At 65.1% G+C, this 15,955-nt stretch carries 15 protein-coding genes; 10 read left to right on the top strand and 5 right to left on the bottom strand.

Annotated elements, in window-relative coordinates:
• Position 1 precedes the first annotated feature (1 nt).
• Positions 2-790, bottom strand: coding sequence for an AraC family transcriptional regulator (locus P9A16_RS00445; protein WP_023513918.1), 789 nt, complete (start codon positions 788-790; stop codon positions 2-4).
• Positions 791-805: 15 nt separating this feature from the next.
• Here P9A16_RS00445 and P9A16_RS00450 point away from each other — a divergent pair, with 15 nt between their 5' ends.
• Positions 806-1,600 carry a TSUP family transporter gene (locus tag P9A16_RS00450; protein ID WP_023513919.1) on the top strand — a complete coding sequence of 265 codons (795 nt, stop codon included), beginning with the start codon at positions 806-808 and terminating at the stop codon, positions 1,598-1,600.
• Positions 1,601-1,633: 33 nt separating this feature from the next.
• Here the strand turns inward: P9A16_RS00450 and P9A16_RS00455 are convergent, their stop codons facing one another.
• The 3 genes from P9A16_RS00455 to P9A16_RS00465 are packed head-to-tail and all read right to left on the bottom strand — an operon-like array spanning position 1,634 to position 3,334.
• Positions 1,634-2,413, bottom strand: coding sequence for an anti-sigma factor family protein (locus P9A16_RS00455; protein WP_023513920.1), 780 nt, complete (start codon positions 2,411-2,413; stop codon positions 1,634-1,636).
• Positions 2,410-2,976, bottom strand: coding sequence for an RNA polymerase sigma factor (locus P9A16_RS00460; RefSeq protein WP_081870725.1), 567 nt, complete (start codon positions 2,974-2,976; stop codon positions 2,410-2,412). Before P9A16_RS00460 ends, P9A16_RS00455 begins: the two co-directional genes overlap by 4 nt.
• Complete coding sequence (locus tag P9A16_RS00465; protein ID WP_023513922.1) at positions 2,960-3,334, bottom strand: COG4315 family predicted lipoprotein; 375 nt, start codon at positions 3,332-3,334, stop codon at positions 2,960-2,962. The genes P9A16_RS00460 and P9A16_RS00465 overlap by 17 nt, the downstream gene beginning before the upstream one ends.
• Before the next feature lie 266 nt (positions 3,335-3,600).
• Between P9A16_RS00465 and kdpF the strand changes: the two genes are divergently transcribed.
• From kdpF to P9A16_RS00495, 6 genes are read left to right on the top strand one after another with little or no spacing between them, the layout of a single operon-like run.
• The gene (gene kdpF, locus P9A16_RS00470) at positions 3,601-3,723 is read left to right on the top strand and encodes a K(+)-transporting ATPase subunit F (protein WP_081870726.1); all 123 of its coding nucleotides are present in this window, start codon (positions 3,601-3,603) and stop codon (positions 3,721-3,723) included.
• A gap of 18 nt (positions 3,724-3,741) precedes the next feature.
• Positions 3,742-5,451, top strand: coding sequence for a potassium-transporting ATPase subunit KdpA (kdpA, locus tag P9A16_RS00475; RefSeq protein ID WP_023513923.1), 1,710 nt, complete (start codon positions 3,742-3,744; stop codon positions 5,449-5,451).
• An 11-nt stretch (positions 5,452-5,462) separates the two neighbouring features.
• Positions 5,463-7,499: a potassium-transporting ATPase subunit KdpB gene (gene kdpB, locus P9A16_RS00480; RefSeq protein ID WP_023513924.1), complete on the top strand. Its 2,037-nt coding sequence runs from the start codon at positions 5,463-5,465 to the stop codon at positions 7,497-7,499.
• A 2-nt stretch (positions 7,500-7,501) separates the two neighbouring features.
• On the top strand, positions 7,502-8,071 hold the full coding sequence (gene kdpC / locus P9A16_RS00485) for a potassium-transporting ATPase subunit KdpC (protein WP_023513925.1): 570 nt from the start codon (positions 7,502-7,504) through the stop codon (positions 8,069-8,071).
• Between the two features lie 8 nt (positions 8,072-8,079).
• The gene (locus P9A16_RS00490; RefSeq protein ID WP_023513926.1) at positions 8,080-10,764 is read left to right on the top strand and encodes a sensor histidine kinase; all 2,685 of its coding nucleotides are present in this window, start codon (positions 8,080-8,082) and stop codon (positions 10,762-10,764) included.
• Positions 10,761-11,453, top strand: coding sequence for a response regulator (locus tag P9A16_RS00495; RefSeq protein WP_050743669.1), 693 nt, complete (start codon positions 10,761-10,763; stop codon positions 11,451-11,453). Before P9A16_RS00490 ends, P9A16_RS00495 begins: the two co-directional genes overlap by 4 nt.
• Positions 11,454-11,466: 13 nt before the next feature.
• On the opposite strand, the gene P9A16_RS00500 is transcribed toward P9A16_RS00495, so the two are convergent.
• Positions 11,467-12,486 carry a LacI family DNA-binding transcriptional regulator gene (locus P9A16_RS00500; protein WP_023513928.1) on the bottom strand — a complete coding sequence of 340 codons (1,020 nt, stop codon included), beginning with the start codon at positions 12,484-12,486 and terminating at the stop codon, positions 11,467-11,469.
• A gap of 272 nt (positions 12,487-12,758) precedes the next feature.
• Between P9A16_RS00500 and P9A16_RS00505 the strand changes: the two genes are divergently transcribed.
• The 3 genes from P9A16_RS00505 to P9A16_RS00515 all read left to right on the top strand — a co-directional run bounded on the left by P9A16_RS00505 (position 12,759) and on the right by P9A16_RS00515 (position 15,944).
• A complete protein-coding gene (locus P9A16_RS00505) occupies positions 12,759-13,805 on the top strand; it encodes an ABC transporter substrate-binding protein (RefSeq protein WP_023512745.1) in 1,047 nt (348 codons plus the stop codon).
• Between the two features lie 79 nt (positions 13,806-13,884).
• Entirely contained in the window at positions 13,885-14,703 is an 819-nt protein-coding gene (locus tag P9A16_RS00510) for an ATP-binding cassette domain-containing protein (RefSeq protein ID WP_023512744.1), read from the top strand.
• Positions 14,700-15,944, top strand: coding sequence for a sugar ABC transporter permease (locus tag P9A16_RS00515; RefSeq protein WP_023512743.1), 1,245 nt, complete (start codon positions 14,700-14,702; stop codon positions 15,942-15,944). The genes P9A16_RS00510 and P9A16_RS00515 overlap by 4 nt, the downstream gene beginning before the upstream one ends.
• Positions 15,945-15,955 lie beyond the last annotated feature (11 nt).

The raw sequence follows: 15,955 nt of genomic DNA on the forward strand, positions 1-15,955 counted from the left end.
TTCACCGGCCCGGATGCTCTGTCGCGCCCATCTCGGCAAGGGCGCCCGGCGTTACGCCGAAAGCCTTGCGGAAGGCGGAAACGAAGGCACTGGCCGAGCCATAGCCGGCATCGGCCGCCACCACTTTTACCGGTAGGCCACGCATCAGCGGATCGAAACCCGCAGCCAGCACCACCCGTTGCCGCCAGGCACGGAAGGAGAGCCCGGTGGTGGTGGTAATGCGCCTTTGCAGGCTGCGCGGCGACAGTGCCAGCCTGTTGGCCCAATCGGAAAGCTCCAGCAGGCGTTCTTCGCCGGCATGCCATTGGCGCTGCATGGCGGCGAGTGCGGGATCGGCGGGAATTGCCAGCGTCGCGACAGGTCGGGCCGGGCGCAGCCGGTCGAAGAACACGTCGATGAGACGCTCATGCGCCGGTTGGCCGGAAGCCCTGCGATCGCTGGAGGCGAGTGTGTGCACGAGCTCCCGTTCCAGTCCACCGATCCGGAAAAGCATCGGCCGGTCGCCGAGAAGCACCGTTGCGCCCGGCTCGACATAGAGATTGTGCGCCGTGCGGGCGCTGCGCGCGCTCAGAGCATGCGGCAGGCCGCCGGGTATCCAGATCGCCTCGCCGGGACCGAGCACGACGAAACGCTCTGCGGCCTGCACCAAGAGAGGCGCATCCGGGCAATAGGCGAATTGCCCGCGGCGATGGCGGTGTGGCGGCGGCTCGCGCGCCGTCTCGAAGCGGGTGGAAAGGCCGATGAGCCGTGCTGCGCCGTCCTCGTATCCCGCGACCGGATCGACCTGCATTCTGGCACCTCCGCGATGGCACTTGGCATCTTCGCGACACTGCCCGCCGGCTGCAAGTCTATTCTTGCCGCAGAGGTGACGATGATCCTGACAGATTTCCTTCTTCTCGCAGGGGCCGGCCTGATCGGCGGCCTCTGCAATGCCATCGCCGGCGGTGGCACCTTCTTCACGCTGCCTGCCCTCATCGCAGTGGGTGTGCCGCCCGTTTCGGCCGCGGCGACGAGCGCGGTCGCCATCTGGCCGGGCCACGCGCTGGCAGTCGTCGGGGCACCGGAGCGGCTGCCGGCAGAAGAGAGCGACAGCATGCCCTGGGTGGCAGGAGGTGCACTTGCGGGTGCGGCCTTGCTGCTCCTTGGCGGAAACGATGTGTTTCGCGTGCTCGTGCCCTGGCTCATCCTGACGGCGACGCTGCTCTTTACCTTTGCCGCACCGTTGCATCGGCTCGTGGGGCGCCTTGCCGGAGGGAAAGGGCCGCGGTGCCGGTTTCTCGATTTCGCTGCGGCGCTGTATGGCGGCTATTTCGGCGCCGGGCTCGGTGTCGTGCTGATGGCGCTGATCATGCTGGAGGGGGAGGCGGCGCTCCGGCGTGCCAATCTGCGCAAGAATTTTCGGGCGGCGGTGGTGACCTCGCTTGCGGCGGCGGTGTTCATCGCAAGCGGCAGCATTGCCTGGCGGCAGGGTTTGCCCGTTTTTGCCGGTGCCTTGGCCGGCGGGTTCCTCGGCGGGCGGCTTGCGGCCCATGTGCCAGCCATCGCCCTCCGGCTCGCCGTCATTGCAACGGGGATCGTGCTGTTCCTGTCCTATCTCTAGAACCGCCGGGTCCTGGCCCGACCTGTGACGGCCTTATGTCGGGAACTGCCGGTAGCATTCCTCCGCGATCTGTTGGAGCCGTTCGCGGGAAATGTCGCCGGTCACCGCATAGCCGAGATCGCCATCGATCCAGTAGAAGGTTTCCACGCCGCTGGTAGAAGCAAAGCGGAAGCTGGTCGTCCGGTTTTCCTCGTTGCGGGCAACGAGGACCGTGACGCGGCGCCCGGTTTCGTCCTCGTACATGAACAGGGCGCCGGGCTTGTCGGTGACGGGCAAGAGGCGACCGCCCACCAGCTTGAAGCCGAGCGTCGTGAGGTCCGGGACCTTCAGGTCGTCGATGGCAAGGCGTTTTCCGAGCCATCGTGCCAGATGCGCCTCCTGGTCGGCAAAGACCTCGACGGGATGGCGCACCTCGCTCGCATAGATGAGATAGGCATTGCGCGCCTCGTGCGGGAGGGCATCCATGGCCGTCATCGTCGGCGCCCTTTCAAGGAGCATCGGGCCGAAATGGCCGGCAAGGCCGCCGAGCATGAAGACGAGCATTGCCGCGGCGGCCATTGCAAGGTGCGGCGTTGCGACCCTTTTAGCGGCACGATGTCCGGTGATGAGCTGGAGATCGGAGGGGCGGGCGGTGGCATAGGCGGCAAAGGCGTCTCTCAGGCCATCGTTCTGCGCCTGCCAGTCGGCCACCAGTCGTGCGGCTTCCGGGTTGTCGGCGAGATGGGCTTCCACACGTTCGTGTTCAGCTCCCTTCAGAAAGCCGTCGGCAAAGGCGTGCAGGTCCGTTTCGGTCACGGGGCGGCTCTCGCTCATCGGGGGCTCCGCAGGTGAATGACGTTTTCGGCTGCCAATTTCTCCCGCAGCATCTGCCGGGCGCGGGAGAGGCGCGACATGACGGTGCCGGCCGGGACATCCAGGATGTCGGCAACTTCCTGATAGGTGTGGCCTTCGACCGCAACCAGCATCAGCACGGCCCGCGCCTCCTTCGGCAGGGCGTCGAGCGCCTGAACGAGCCGGTTCCGCGCCAGCGGATCGGAGGGCGGGGCGCCTTCGGCGATGCTCTCGGCCGCCTCGATGCCGACGGACGGGCGGCGCGCGACGGCGCGGCGGGCGTTGAAATGCAGGTTGGTCATGATCCGGTAGGCCCAGGCGCGAATGTTTGCGCCGCGCCATTGCCCCCGGTGGCTCAGCGCCTTTTCGACACAGTCCTGCAGCAGATCCTCGCTTTCCGCATCCGATCGCGTCAGGCTACGGGAGTAGCGCCGGAGCTGTGGCAAGAGGGCCAGGATCTCGGCGTCGAAAGAGACGGGCGAGGAGGATACGCCCTCCCGCCCGCTGCCCATCCCGACGCCGTGCGGGTCAGGGCTTTGCGACATCCCAGACGCCGTTCACACCGTCGCCGGTCGTATCGCCTTCCTTCTTGTCCTTGACCCAGTAGTAGAGCGGCATGCCGTCCTTGGCCCATTGTTTCGCCCCGTCCTTGCGGGTGACGAGGGAGTATGCACCCTCTGCGGCCGCATCGGAAGCGGCGATGGCCGGCGGCCAGTTCGCCGCGCATTTGTCGTAGCAGTTCGAGGTGCCGGGCTTGTCTTTCTTGAAGGTATAGAGGGTCATGCCCTTCTCGCCGGCAAGCACCTCGCCCTTGTCGGTCTTGACGGTCGTGAACGGTTCGGCAGCGAAAGCCGTGCCCGCAAGGACCGCGACGGCGAATGGCACGAGGACTAGGAACTTCATGGTCGTCTCCCATCGTTACGGCGACTTTCCTGAGCCGCCCCTGCCAAGACACCGATGCCTGCCGGATTATTCCCTGCCGCTTTGAAAAAATACGCGGCGGACTGGAAAACGCATCTTTATCTTTTCCTTACGTCGCTTCCCTGCCTTCCCAATCGAAACCTGACCCCGTCCGCTCCTAGTGTGCCGCCAGCATAAACAGGAGACGGACATGTCCGATTTCATATTCCTCGCGCTCGGCTGCGCCACGTTCGTCGTGTTCGCAGCCTATGCCCGCGCGCTCGACCGGCTTTGAGGAGACGACAGTGCTTGAACCCCTTTTCGGCCTTTTCGTCGCGCTTGCCCTTGGCGCCTATCTCGTGGTCACGCTGCTGCGGCCCGAACGCTTCTGAGTTTTCTGGAGAATTTTGATGACCACGATCGGGTGGCTGCAAATCGCCCTCTTCTTCCTCGCGGTGCTCGTCACGATCAAGCCGCTCGGATTGTACATGGCCCGCGTCTTTGCCGGCGAGCGCACTGCGCTGTCGCCGGTTCTCGGACGTCTGGAAACGGACCTCTATCGCGTTTCCGGCATAAACCCCGGCAAAGAGCAGGGCTGGCTCGCCTATACGGCCTCGATGCTGGCCTTCTCCATCGCCGGCTTTGTCGCGCTCTATGCGATCCTGCGCCTGCAGGCGTATTTGCCGCTCAACCCGCAGGGTTTTGCCGGCATGGCACCGGACCTCGCCTTCAACACGACGGTGTCCTTCGTCACCAACACCAACTGGCAGAACTATGGCGGCGAAACCACGCTCAGCCATTTCAGCCAGTTGGCCGGCCTGACGGTGCAGAACTTCTTGTCCGCCGCAACGGGCATCGCGCTCGCCATGGCGCTGACGCGGGCCTTCGTCCGTTCGAAGGTCGCAACGCTCGGCAATTTCTGGGTGGATATGACGCGGGCGGTGCTCTATGTGCTGCTGCCGATGGCGATCGTCGTCGCGCTTGCTTTCGTCGCCATGGGCTTGCCGCAGACGCTGGACGGTGCCGTGACGGCGACCACGCTCGAGGGCGCGAGCCAGACGATCTCGCTCGGCCCGGTCGCCTCGCAGGAGGCGATCAAGCAGCTCGGCACCAATGGTGGCGGCTTCTTCAACGTCAACGCCGCCCATCCCTTCGAGAACCCCACGACGTTCTCCAACTATCTCAACATCTTCGCCATGCTGTCGATCTCGGCCGCGCTGGTCTACACGTTCGGCCAGCTCGTCGGTAACCGCCGCCAGGGCTGGGCGATCATCAGCGCCATGGCGATCCTGTTGATATCAGGCGTCGCCGTCGTCTACTGGGCGGAGGCCGCGGGCAATCCGATCCTGACCGCTCTTGGCGTCGATGCTTCCGCCGGCAATATGGAAGGCAAGGAAGTGCGCTTCGGCCAGGCGATGACCGCGCTCTATGCCGCCGTCACGACCGGCCTTTCAGACGGTGGCGTCAACGGCATGCACGGCTCCTTCACCGGTCTCGGCGGTCTTGTGCCGATGTTCCTGATGCAGCTCGGTGAGGTTTTGCCGGGTGGTGTCGGGTCCGGTCTGTACGGCATGCTCGTCTTCGCGCTGCTTTCCGTCTTCGTGTCCGGCCTGATGGTCGGCCGCACGCCGGAATTCCTCGGCAAGAAGATCGAGGGCCGCGAGATGAAATATGCCATGCTCGCCGTGCTCGTCCTGCCGCTCACCATCCTCGGCTTCACCGCAGTTTCCGCCATGCTGCCCTTCGCCGTCGCCAGCATCGGCACGGCCGGCCCGCATGGCCTGTCGGAAATCCTCTATGCCTATACGTCCGCGGCCGGCAACAACGGCTCGGCCTTCGGCGGGCTGACGGGCAACACCGTCTGGTACAACACGACGCTCGGCATCGCCATGCTGCTCGGCCGCTTCGCCTATATGATACCCGTCATGGCGATCGCCGGTTCGCTGGCGGCCAAGGTGAAGGTGCCCCCGTCCTCCGGCACCTTCCCGACGGACGGGCCGCTCTTCGTCGGCCTCCTCATCGGCATCATCCTCATTCTCGGCGGCCTGCAGTTCTTCCCTGCGCTTGCCCTCGGCCCCATCGTCGAACATCTGGCGATGCTTGCCGGCCAGACCTTCTGAAGGAACAGATCATGTCAAAGGACCACCACGCGCCGGGCCTTCTCGACCCAGCCATCCTCCTGCCGGCCGCGCGCGATGCTTTCGTCAAGCTCGACCCGCGCCAGCTGGTGCGCAATCCGGTGATCTTCGTCACCGAGGCTGTCGCCGCCGTCGTCACCGTGCTTTTCCTGCGCGATCTTTTTACCGGCAGCGCGCAGGCGGGCTTTTCCGGCCAGATTGCGGCCTGGCTCTGGTTTACCGTGCTCTTTGCGACCTTTGCAGAGGCCGTCGCCGAAGGGCGCGGCCGCGCCCAGGCCGACAGCCTGAAGCGGACCAAGTCGGAACTCGTCGCAAGGCGGCGGTCGGCCTCCGGCGCGGTCGAAACGATCCCGGCAACCAGCCTTGCCATCGGCGATGTCGTGCTTGTTGCCGCCGGCGAACTCATTCCCGGCGACGGCGAGGTGATCGAAGGGGTCGCTTCGGTCAATGAAAGCGCAATCACCGGCGAATCCGCTCCCGTCATCCGCGAATCCGGCGGCGACCGCTCTGCCGTTACCGGCGGCACGCAGGTGCTTTCCGACGAGATCACGGTGAAGATCACCGTTGCGCCCGGCTCCTCCTTCGTCGATCGCATGATCGCGCTCATCGAGGGCGCGCAGCGGCAGAAAACGCCGAACGAGATCGCGCTGTCGATCCTGCTTTCGGGCCTGACGCTGATCTTCCTCTTCGTCTGCGTCGCCATCTGGGGCCTGGCCGGCTATTCCGGCACGATCCTGACGGTCACGGTGCTTGCCGCGCTTCTCGTCACGCTCATCCCGACGACCATCGGCGGCCTTCTCTCGGCCATCGGCATTGCCGGCATGGATCGCCTCGTCCGCTTCAACGTCATTGCCACCTCCGGCCGGGCGGTGGAGGCGGCCGGCGACGTCGATACGCTGCTGCTCGACAAGACGGGCACCATCACCTTCGGCAACCGCATGGCGAGCGATTTCCTGCCGGCGCCGGGCGTGAGCCCCTCGGAACTCGCGGAAGCCGCGCTTCTCGCCAGCCTGTCCGACGAGACGCCCGAAGGCCGTTCGATCGTGGCTCTTGCAACGGGTGAGTTTTCGGTAGCGATGCCGCAGGTGCGCTTCGATGCCGTGATCGAGTTCACCGCCGAGACCCGCCTTTCCGGCGTCGATCTCGGTGACCGCCGGCTGCGCAAAGGCGCGGTCGATGCCGTGCTGCGTTTTGCCGGCGTTCAGGAGGGTGATGCGCCCGCCGAATTCCGTCGTGCCGTCGAGACGATCGCGCGCAGCGGCGGCACGCCGCTCGCCGTTGCCGACGGTTCGCGCCTGCTCGGCGTCATCCACCTCAAGGACATCGTCAAGCCGGGTATCAAGGAGCGCTTTGCGGCACTGCGCGCCATGGGCATCCGCACCGTCATGGTGACAGGCGACAATCCGGTGACGGCCGCAGCCATCGCCTCGGAAGCCGGCGTCGACGATTTCCTTGCCCAGGCGACGCCGGAGGACAAGCTGGCCTATATCCGCCGCGAACAGCAGGGCGGCCGCCTGATCGCCATGTGCGGCGACGGCACCAACGACGCTCCTGCACTCGCCCAGGCAGATGTCGGCGTTGCCATGCAGACGGGCACGCAGGCGGCCCGCGAGGCGGCCAACATGGTGGACCTCGATTCGAGCCCGACCAAGCTCATCGAGATCGTCGAGATCGGCAAGCAATTGCTGATGACGCGCGGTTCGCTGACCACCTTCTCGATTGCCAACGATGTCGCCAAATATTTCGCGATCATCCCGGCCCTCTTCGTCGCGACCTATCCGGCGCTCGATGCACTCAACATCATGCAACTCGCCTCGCCGCAATCGGCCATCCTTTCGGCCGTCATCTTCAATGCGCTGATCATCGTGGCGCTCATTCCGCTGGCGCTGCGCGGTGTCGCCTATCGTCCGGCGGGAGCGGCCGCCCTGTTGCGCCGTAACCTTCTCGTCTACGGTCTCGGTGGTCTCGTCCTGCCTTTTGCAGGCATCAAGGCTATCGATCTTGCCGTCAGCGCCCTAAATCTGGTGTGATCATGCTGAAACAACTTCGCCCGGCCCTCACTCTCGTCTTCGCCCTGACGGCGCTTCTCGGCCTTGCCTATCCGCTCGCCGTGACCGGCATCGCGCAGGTCGTGATGCCGTCCGCCGCCAATGGTTCTCTCGTCGAAAGGAACGGAGCCGTCGTCGGCTCCGACCTCATCGGGCAGGCCTTTGCCTCGGACAAGTATTTCTGGCCGCGTCCTTCGGCCACCGGACCGGACGCCTACAACGCGGCCGCCTCGTCCGGCTCGAACCTGGGCACGACCTCCGTCAAGCTTCGGGATCGTGTCGAGGCGGATGTCGCCCGGCTGACGGCGGCGGGCATGGCGACGCCGATCCCGGCCGACGCGGTGACGACCTCCGGTTCCGGCCTCGATCCGCATATCTCGCCTGCTTTCGCGCGGGCGCAGGTCGCGCGGGTTGCAAAGGCGCGTGGTATGGAGGAAACGACGGTCGAGGCCCTTGTCGGGCGGCAGGTCGAAGGCCGGCTCCTGGGTGTGTTCGGCGAACCGCAAGTGAACGTGCTACAGCTCAACATGGCGCTCGACACACTCGGATCATGAGAGGACGAATGGCGGACGACGACAGCCGCAGACCGGATCCCGACACATTGCTTGCCCTGGCGGAGAAAGACCGCCGGGGCAAATTGACTGTTTTTCTGGGCGCTGCTCCCGGCGTCGGAAAGACCTATGCCATGCTGTCGCGTGCCGGCCGTCTCAAGGCTGAGGGCGTCGATGTCGTCGTCGGCCTCGTCGAGACCCACGGGCGCGGGGAAACCGCCGCGCTGCTTGCCGGTCTGGAGGTTTTGCCGCGCAAACAGATCACCCATCGCGGCCGTGCACTGGAGGAGTTCGACCTCGATGGTGCGCTCGCCCGCCGTCCGCGCATCGTGCTCGTCGACGAACTGGCCCATTCCAATCCCGAAGGTAGCCGGCATCCCAAGCGCTACCAGGATATCGAGGAGCTGATCGCGGCCGGCATCGATGTCTGGACGGCGCTGAACATCCAGCATCTCGAAAGCCTCGCCGATCTCGTCGCCGAGATCACCGGTGTCACGGTGCGCGAGCGCGTGCCCGATGTCATGCTGAAGAAGGCGGACGAGGTCCTGCTCGTCGATCTGCCGCCGACGGAGCTGATCGAGCGGCTGAAGGAGGGCAAGGTCTATCTGCCGGACAGCGCCAGCCGCGCGATTGACCGCTTCTTCCGGCTCGGCAACCTGACGGCGCTGCGCGAGCTTGCGCTGCGGCGCACGGCAGACCGGGTCGACGACCAGATGGTCGACTATCTCAAGCAGCATGCGATCGAAGGACCCTGGGCGGCCGGCGAACGCCTGCTTGTCTGTGTCGGGCCGGACGAATTGTCGGAAAAGGTGGTTCGTGTGGCGAGCCGGCTCGCCTCCGGCCTCAACGCGCCGTGGATCGTCGTGTCGATAGAGCGGGCGGACCGGGAGGTCGGCACGACCGAACATCTACACCGCATCGAGGCGCTGTTCCGGCTCGCCGAGCAGCTGGGCGCGGAAACGCGCCGGGTGGTCGGCAACGATTTCGTTGAGGAAATCCTGAAGCTGGCGCGCCGCGAGCACGCGACGCAGATCGTCATCGGCGCCCGGCGCAACCGCGGCTGGCGACGGCTCGTCTCGCCGTCGCTGCCCGATGCGCTCTCGCGCAACGCGGCAGGCCTTGGTGTCTATTTCGTTACGCCCGACAGGAAGGAAAAGTCGGCCGCCCCCGCACGCCCCGCCATGCCGGCGATCGCCTCCTACCGGCAGTCGGCGCTTGTCGCGCTCGCGCTCGTGGCCGCCACGGCGGCGTTGGGCAAGCTTGTCTATCTCTTTGCCGAATTGCCGAACATCTCGCTGCTCTTCCTGCTTGCGGTTCTCGGTGCCGCGGTGCTGGGCGGTTATGCCTCCGCCTTCATTGCCGCCTTCCTTTCGGCGCTCGCCTACAATTTTCTCTTCATCGATCCGGTGCACACCTTCACGATCACCGCGCCGCACGAGGTTTTCGCGCTCTTCGTCTTCCTGACGGTGGCAATCATCGCCGGCGGTTTCGCCTCGCGTATCAAGGAGCAGGCGAAAGTTGCCCGTGTGCGCGCCACGGCTTTGCAATCGCTCTACGATTTTTCGCGAAAGCTCTCGACGGCAGGCAAGGCCGACGATGCGAACTGGGTGGCGGTGTCGCATCTGCAGGCAAGCCTCAAGCGCAACATCGTGTTGCTTCTGCCCGACAAGAACGATCTCAAGGTCGCCGCGGTCTGGCCGCCGGATACCGAGCTCGACGTCACCGATTTCACGGCGGCACGCTGGACCTGCGACAAGCAGGAGAAGGCCGGCTTGGGCACGGGCACGCTGCCCAATAGCCGCTTCGAGTTCCGCCCGTTGATGGGGCCGCACGGCCTGGTCGGCGTGTGCGGCATTCAGCTGGGAGACGAACGCCTCGACCTCAATGCGGAGCGTGCGCTGTCCGCCATCCTCGATCAGACGGCGATTGCGCTCGACAGGGCGCGGCTTTCGGAAGAAAGCGTGATGCAGGCGGCCAAGCTCGAGGGCGAGCGCTACCGGGAGGCTCTGCTCTCCTCGATCTCGCACGACCTCAGGACGCCGCTCGCCACCATCATGGGGGCTGTCACAAGCCTGCGCCAGCTCGGCGGGCGCATGACTGCGGAAAGCCGCGACGATCTTCTCCAGTCGATCGAGGAGGAGGGCAGCCGCATGAGCCGCTTCGTGGCCAACCTGCTCGACATGACGCGCATCGAATCCGGCACGTTGAAGCCCAAGGGTGACTGGGTGGACGTTTCCGATGTCGTGCAGTCCGCCGTCGAGCGGGCGCGCAAGTATTTCCCGGGCAAGGTGATCGAGACCGGCATTGCGACCGACCTGCCACTCATCGAGGGCGACAGCGTGCTGCTTGGCCAGGTGCTGTTCAACCTGCTCGACAATGCGGTGAAATATGGTGGCGAGGAGCCGGTCAATGTCTATGCGCGGCGGGATGGACAGGATGTCCTCATCTCCGTCACCGACCTCGGCAGGGGCATTCCGCCCTCGGAGATCGACCGCGTCTTCGAAAAATTCTATCGTCGCGGCAAGCCGGACGGCCGCTCGCCCGGAACAGGTCTCGGCCTATCCATCGCCCGTGGTTTCATCGAGGCGATGGGCGGCAAGATCCATGCGGAGAGCCCGGCAGTGAAGAAGAAGGGCACCCGCATCGTCATCCGCTTCCCGGTGGGTGAAAAGGCAAGGACGGGCAAGGCGACATGATGAACGAGCGCATTCTGGTGGTGGACGACGAGCCGCAGATCCAGCGGTTCCTCAAGCCTGCCCTCAAGGCGGCGGGGTATGACGTGGTGGAGGCGGCAACCGGCGGCGAGGCACTGAAGGCCGTGGCAACGGCAGCACCCGACCTCGTCATTCTCGATCTCGGCCTGCCGGACATGGACGGCAAGGACGTCGTTACCAGTCTTCGCGGCTGGACGCAGATTCCGATCATCATCCTCTCCGCCCGCGAGCGGGAGAGCGAGAAGATCGCGGCCCTCGACCTCGGCGCCGACGACTATATCGAAAAACCCTTCGGCATCGGCGAGCTTACCGCCCGCATCCGCAATGCGCTGCGTCACCGCGAGCGGTCTGAGGCGCCTCCGGCAACGCTCGTCACCGACGGCCTCGTCATCGACACGGTGCGCCGGCTGGTATCGCGAGACGAGGAAGCGATCCGCCTGACGCCGAAGGAATACGATCTCCTGACGTTGCTGGCGCGCCACGCCGGGCGGGTCGTCACACACAAGACGCTGCTTACCTCCGTCTGGGGCCCGGCCCATGGCGAGGACCTGCATTACCTCCGGGTCTTCATCGGCCAGCTTCGCCAGAAGATCGAGCGCGACCCGACCCATCCGGCCGTCGTGCGCACGGAGCCGGGTGTCGGATACCGGCTCGTCGTCGAGGCGGATTGAGCTTTTCGCTGCCTCAGCCGATCTTTTCGACGATGGGAGGGATTTGCACCACGGTGCGGTCCGTTGCGCCGGAATCGATGATGCCGAACACGGCTTCCAGCATTTTGGGGACGTCCTGGCGGACCATCTCGATATGGTCACCCAGCATGGCGACGAAGGGGTCCCAGTCGAAGCAGCCGAGCTGCGGCACCCGGTCGGCATAGCGGCCGGAGCGGCGGATCCAGCGCATGACGCCTTCCAGCGAGATGGTGGAGTTGACGAACATGCCGCGTGGCAGCGGCTCTTTGCGCTCGGCGAGTTGCTTCATGGCGTTTTCCGCCTTTTCGGGCGCATAGCCGCAGGTCATCACCAGTGTCTCATCCACCGTCACGCCCGCCTCGGCATGCGCATCGCGAAAACCGCGTACGCGCTCCATCGTGTTGTGGTCGCTGCCGCGGCCGCCGACGAAGAGCAGGGGGCTTTTTTCACCGAATTCCCGCTCGCAGTTGGCGAGCACCCGGCGTGTGAGTTCCAAGGCGCCGCCGTAGTTGTCGGAGATGACGGAGGGCGCGCGCGTGCCTGGAAGATCGAGATTGATGGTGCGTACGCCCGCGGCAGCGCAGAGGTCGACGATATGGTCCGGGTCGGTGGCGCCCGTAGCGATCAGGCAGTCGACCTGGTAGGAGAGCATGGCACGCGCCGCCTCCACCTCCAGCGCCGGATCGCGCTGCGTGCAGGTGATGATGGGAAAGAGGCCGCGCGCGCGGGCCAGCATCTCGAATTGCTCGACGATCGAGGCGAAGTAGCGGTTGTCGTATTTCGGCACGATCATGCCGATGATTTTGGACCGCTCGCGGCGCAGCACGCTCGCCTGCATGTTGAGCGCATAGCCCTGTTCCTCGGCGAGTTTCGTGATCTTTTCGGCGAGCTTCGCGCTGATGCGCCGCTTCTTCCAGTTGCCGTTCAAAACCGCGCTGACGGCGCTTGCCGAGGTGCCTGCCAGCTCCGCCAGATCGTAGATCGTCGTCCTTTTCGTCTGCGTCGCTCTATTCACACGTCATCTCCGTTTCGTGAGCCACCTTGACACCAATGGCGTTTGGTGGCAATTCTTGCTTCATCGATTGAGCAAGTATGCTCCATCGATGAAGTTGCCTGAACAGCAAGACTGACCCAAGGGAGGAGTCAGACGGAGCATCGACGAACCGGACGTTGTGGCCTCGCCGCAGCGAACGATGATCTGTGCCCATTCGGTGCGCGGAGATTGTCGGTCCTGTCGCCCTGGACGGCTTGAGGGAACTGGCGAAATATCAACCGTGGAGGAACCCAATGAAGACGCTTACCCATTTGCTCGCCTCGACCGGCCTCGTCCTGTCGCTCGGCAGCGCCGCCTTTGCCCAGGAGGGCGCGACCGTTGCCTTCCTGATGCCCGACCAGGCTTCGACCCGTTACGAGCAGCATGACTATCCCGGCTTCAAGGCCGAGATGGAAAAGCTGTGCCCGAGCTGCACGGTGATCTACCAGAACGCCAATGCCGACGTCGCGCTCCAGCAGCAGCAATTCAACTCGGTGATCGCGCAGGGTGCCAAGGTCATCGTGCTCGACCCTGTTGATTCCGCCGCTGCCGCTGCCCTCGTCGAGATCGCCCAGTCGCAGGACGTCAAGGTCATCGCCTATGACCGCCCGATTCCGGACAAGCCGGCCGACTATTACGTCTCCTTCGACAATGAAGGCATCGGCAAGGCCATTGCGCAGTCGCTTGTCGATCACCTGAAGGCGAAGGGTGTTCCCGATGGTGCCGGCGTGCTGCAGATCAATGGCTCGCCGACCGATGCGGCCGCCGGGCTCATCCGCGACGGCATCGATTCCGCCCTCGACGCCTCGCCTTACAAGACGCTCGCCGAATTCGACACGCCGGACTGGGCGCCGCCGAAGGCGCAGGAATGGGCGGCTGGTCAGATCACTCGCTTCGGCGAGGAGATCAAGGGCATCGTCGCGGCCAATGACGGCACGGGCGGCGGCGCGATCGCGGCGCTGAAGGCGGCCGGCGTCAAGGAAATGCCGCCGGTGACGGGCAACGACGCGACCATCGCGGCGCTCCAGCTCATCATCTCCGGCGACCAGTACAACACGATCTCCAAGCCGTCGGAAATCGTCGCGGCAGCGGCGGCGAATGCCGCCGTCAAGCTCCTCAAGGGCGAGACGCCGGAAGCGACGCACAAGCTCTACGAAACGCCCTCACAGCTTTTCGTTCCGGCGGTCGTGACGGCGGAGAACATCAAGGCCGAGATCTTCGACAAGGGCATCAACAAGCCGGAAGAGGTCTGCACCGGCGAGTATGTTGAAGGTTGCCGCAAACTGGGCATCATCCAGTAAGCGCCGCCATCTGTGTCCGGCCGCACAAGGCGGCCGGACATTTCCTGCCGTCGAAAGGTCAGTCTGAAGGTTCCGGGCCATGACAGCCACGCTTCAAAATGCTCCCTCCAAGGGGGAATCCGTGCTGCGTCTCAGCGGCGTATCGAAGAATTTCGGGGCCGTTTCCGCATTGACGGACATCGAGCTCGACGTGAAGGCCGGCGAAGTGGTCGCGCTGGTTGGCGACAATGGCGCCGGCAAGTCGACACTGGTCAAGGTGCTTGCCGGCGTGCATCAGCCGTCCTCGGGCACGATCGAGTTCTGCGGCCGACAGGTGACGCTCGATAGCCCGGCCAAGGCGCTGGACCTGGGTATCGCCACCGTCTTCCAGGACCTCGCACTGTGCGAAAACCTCGATGTCGTCGCCAATCTCTATCTCGGCCACGAGCTGTCGCCCTGGGCGCTCGACGAAGTGGCGATGGAAGTGCGCGCCTGGACGCTGCTGCGCGAGCTTGCCGCGCGCATCCCCTCGGTGCGCGAGCCGATCGCCTCGCTTTCCGGCGGCCAGCGCCAGACGGTCGCCATCGCCCGTTCACTGCTGCTCAATCCGAAGCTCATCATGCTGGACGAGCCGACCGCCGCGCTCGGCGTCGCGCAGACGGCGGAGGTGCTGAACCTCATCGAGCGCGTGCGCGACCGCGGACTCGGCGTCATCATCATCAGCCACAACATGGAGGACGTGCGCGCCGTCGCCGACCGCATCGTCGTGCTCCGGCTCGGGCGCAACAACGGTGTCTTCACGCCCGACTCCTCCAATCAGGAGCTCGTTTCCGCCATCACAGGCGCGACCGACAATTCCGTCTCGCGCCGCGCCGAACGCAAGTCTCACGTCCAGGAAAATCACGGGGGCGCCGCATGAGCCAGAATTCCTCCCAGCCGACGCTCGACCGCAGCGACGAGCGCGTGCGCCACGACGACAGCCTGTCCGCCATGGCGCGCGGTTTCATCGACCGCGTACGCTCCGGCGATCTCGGCATGTTGCCGGTTGCCGTCGGCCTCGTCGTCATCTCCGTCGTCTTTTCCGCCCTGAATCCGATTTTCCTCGCGCCGAACAATCTCGTGAACCTGTTGTTCGATTGCGCCACCGTCGGCGTCATCTCGCTCGGCATCGTCTGCGTGCTCGTTCTTGGCGAGATCGATCTTTCGGTGGGCTCGATGAGCGGTCTTGCTTCCGCCATGGTGGGCGTCCTCTGGGTCAATCAGGGCTGGCCGATCGTCGGGGCCATCCTCGCCGCACTTGTCGTCGGTGCGGGCGTCGGCCTTCTTTATGCGACGCTCTACAACCGGCTGGGCATGCCGAGCTTCGTCGCCACGCTCGCAGGTCTGCTGGCGCTGCTCGGCCTGCAGCTCTTCATCCTCGGCCCGACCGGCTCGATCAATCTGCCCTATGCATCCTCGCTGGTGCGTTTCGGCCAGATCCTGATCATGCCCGACTGGCTGTCCTACACTTTGGCGCTGGTTCCCGGCCTCGTGATGATCGGCCGCGGCCTTCGCACCCGCACGCAGCGTCTTGCGGCGAACCTCTCCGCCCAGCCGATGCGGGCGCTGATCCTCAAGGCCGTTGTGCTGACGGCAGCGCTGGAGATCGCCGTCTTCTATCTCAATCTCGGCCGCGGCATCCCGTGGATGTTCGCGCTCTTCATCGCGCTCGCCGTTGTCCTCAACTATGCGCTGACGCGCACCAAATGGGGCCGCTCGATGTTCGCCGTCGGCGGCAACAAGGAGGCGGCGCGCCGCTCGGGCATCAACGTGCGCCGCATCTATATGAGCGCCTTCATGCTCTGCTCGACGCTGGCCGCGCTCGGCGGCATCCTCTCGGCTTCGCGGCTTGCCTCCTCCAGCCAGCAGGCCGGCACGGGCGACGTCAACCTCAACGCGATCGCTGCGGCTGTTATTGGCGGTACCAGCCTTTTCGGTGGTCGCGGCAGCGCCTATTCGGCCCTGCTCGGCATCATCGTCATCCAGGCGATCTCGAACGGCCTGACGCTGCTCAATCTCTCGTCATCGCTGCGCTACATGATCACCGGGGGCGTTCTCGCCATCGCCGTCATCGTCGATTCGCTCGCCCGACGCTCACGCGTCAGCCACGGCCGTGCATAATTTTGGAATGG

Origin of the sequence: Shinella sp. 838 (assembly GCF_029623935.1) — a bacterium.
Taxonomy (GTDB): Bacteria; Pseudomonadota; Alphaproteobacteria; order Rhizobiales; family Rhizobiaceae; genus Shinella.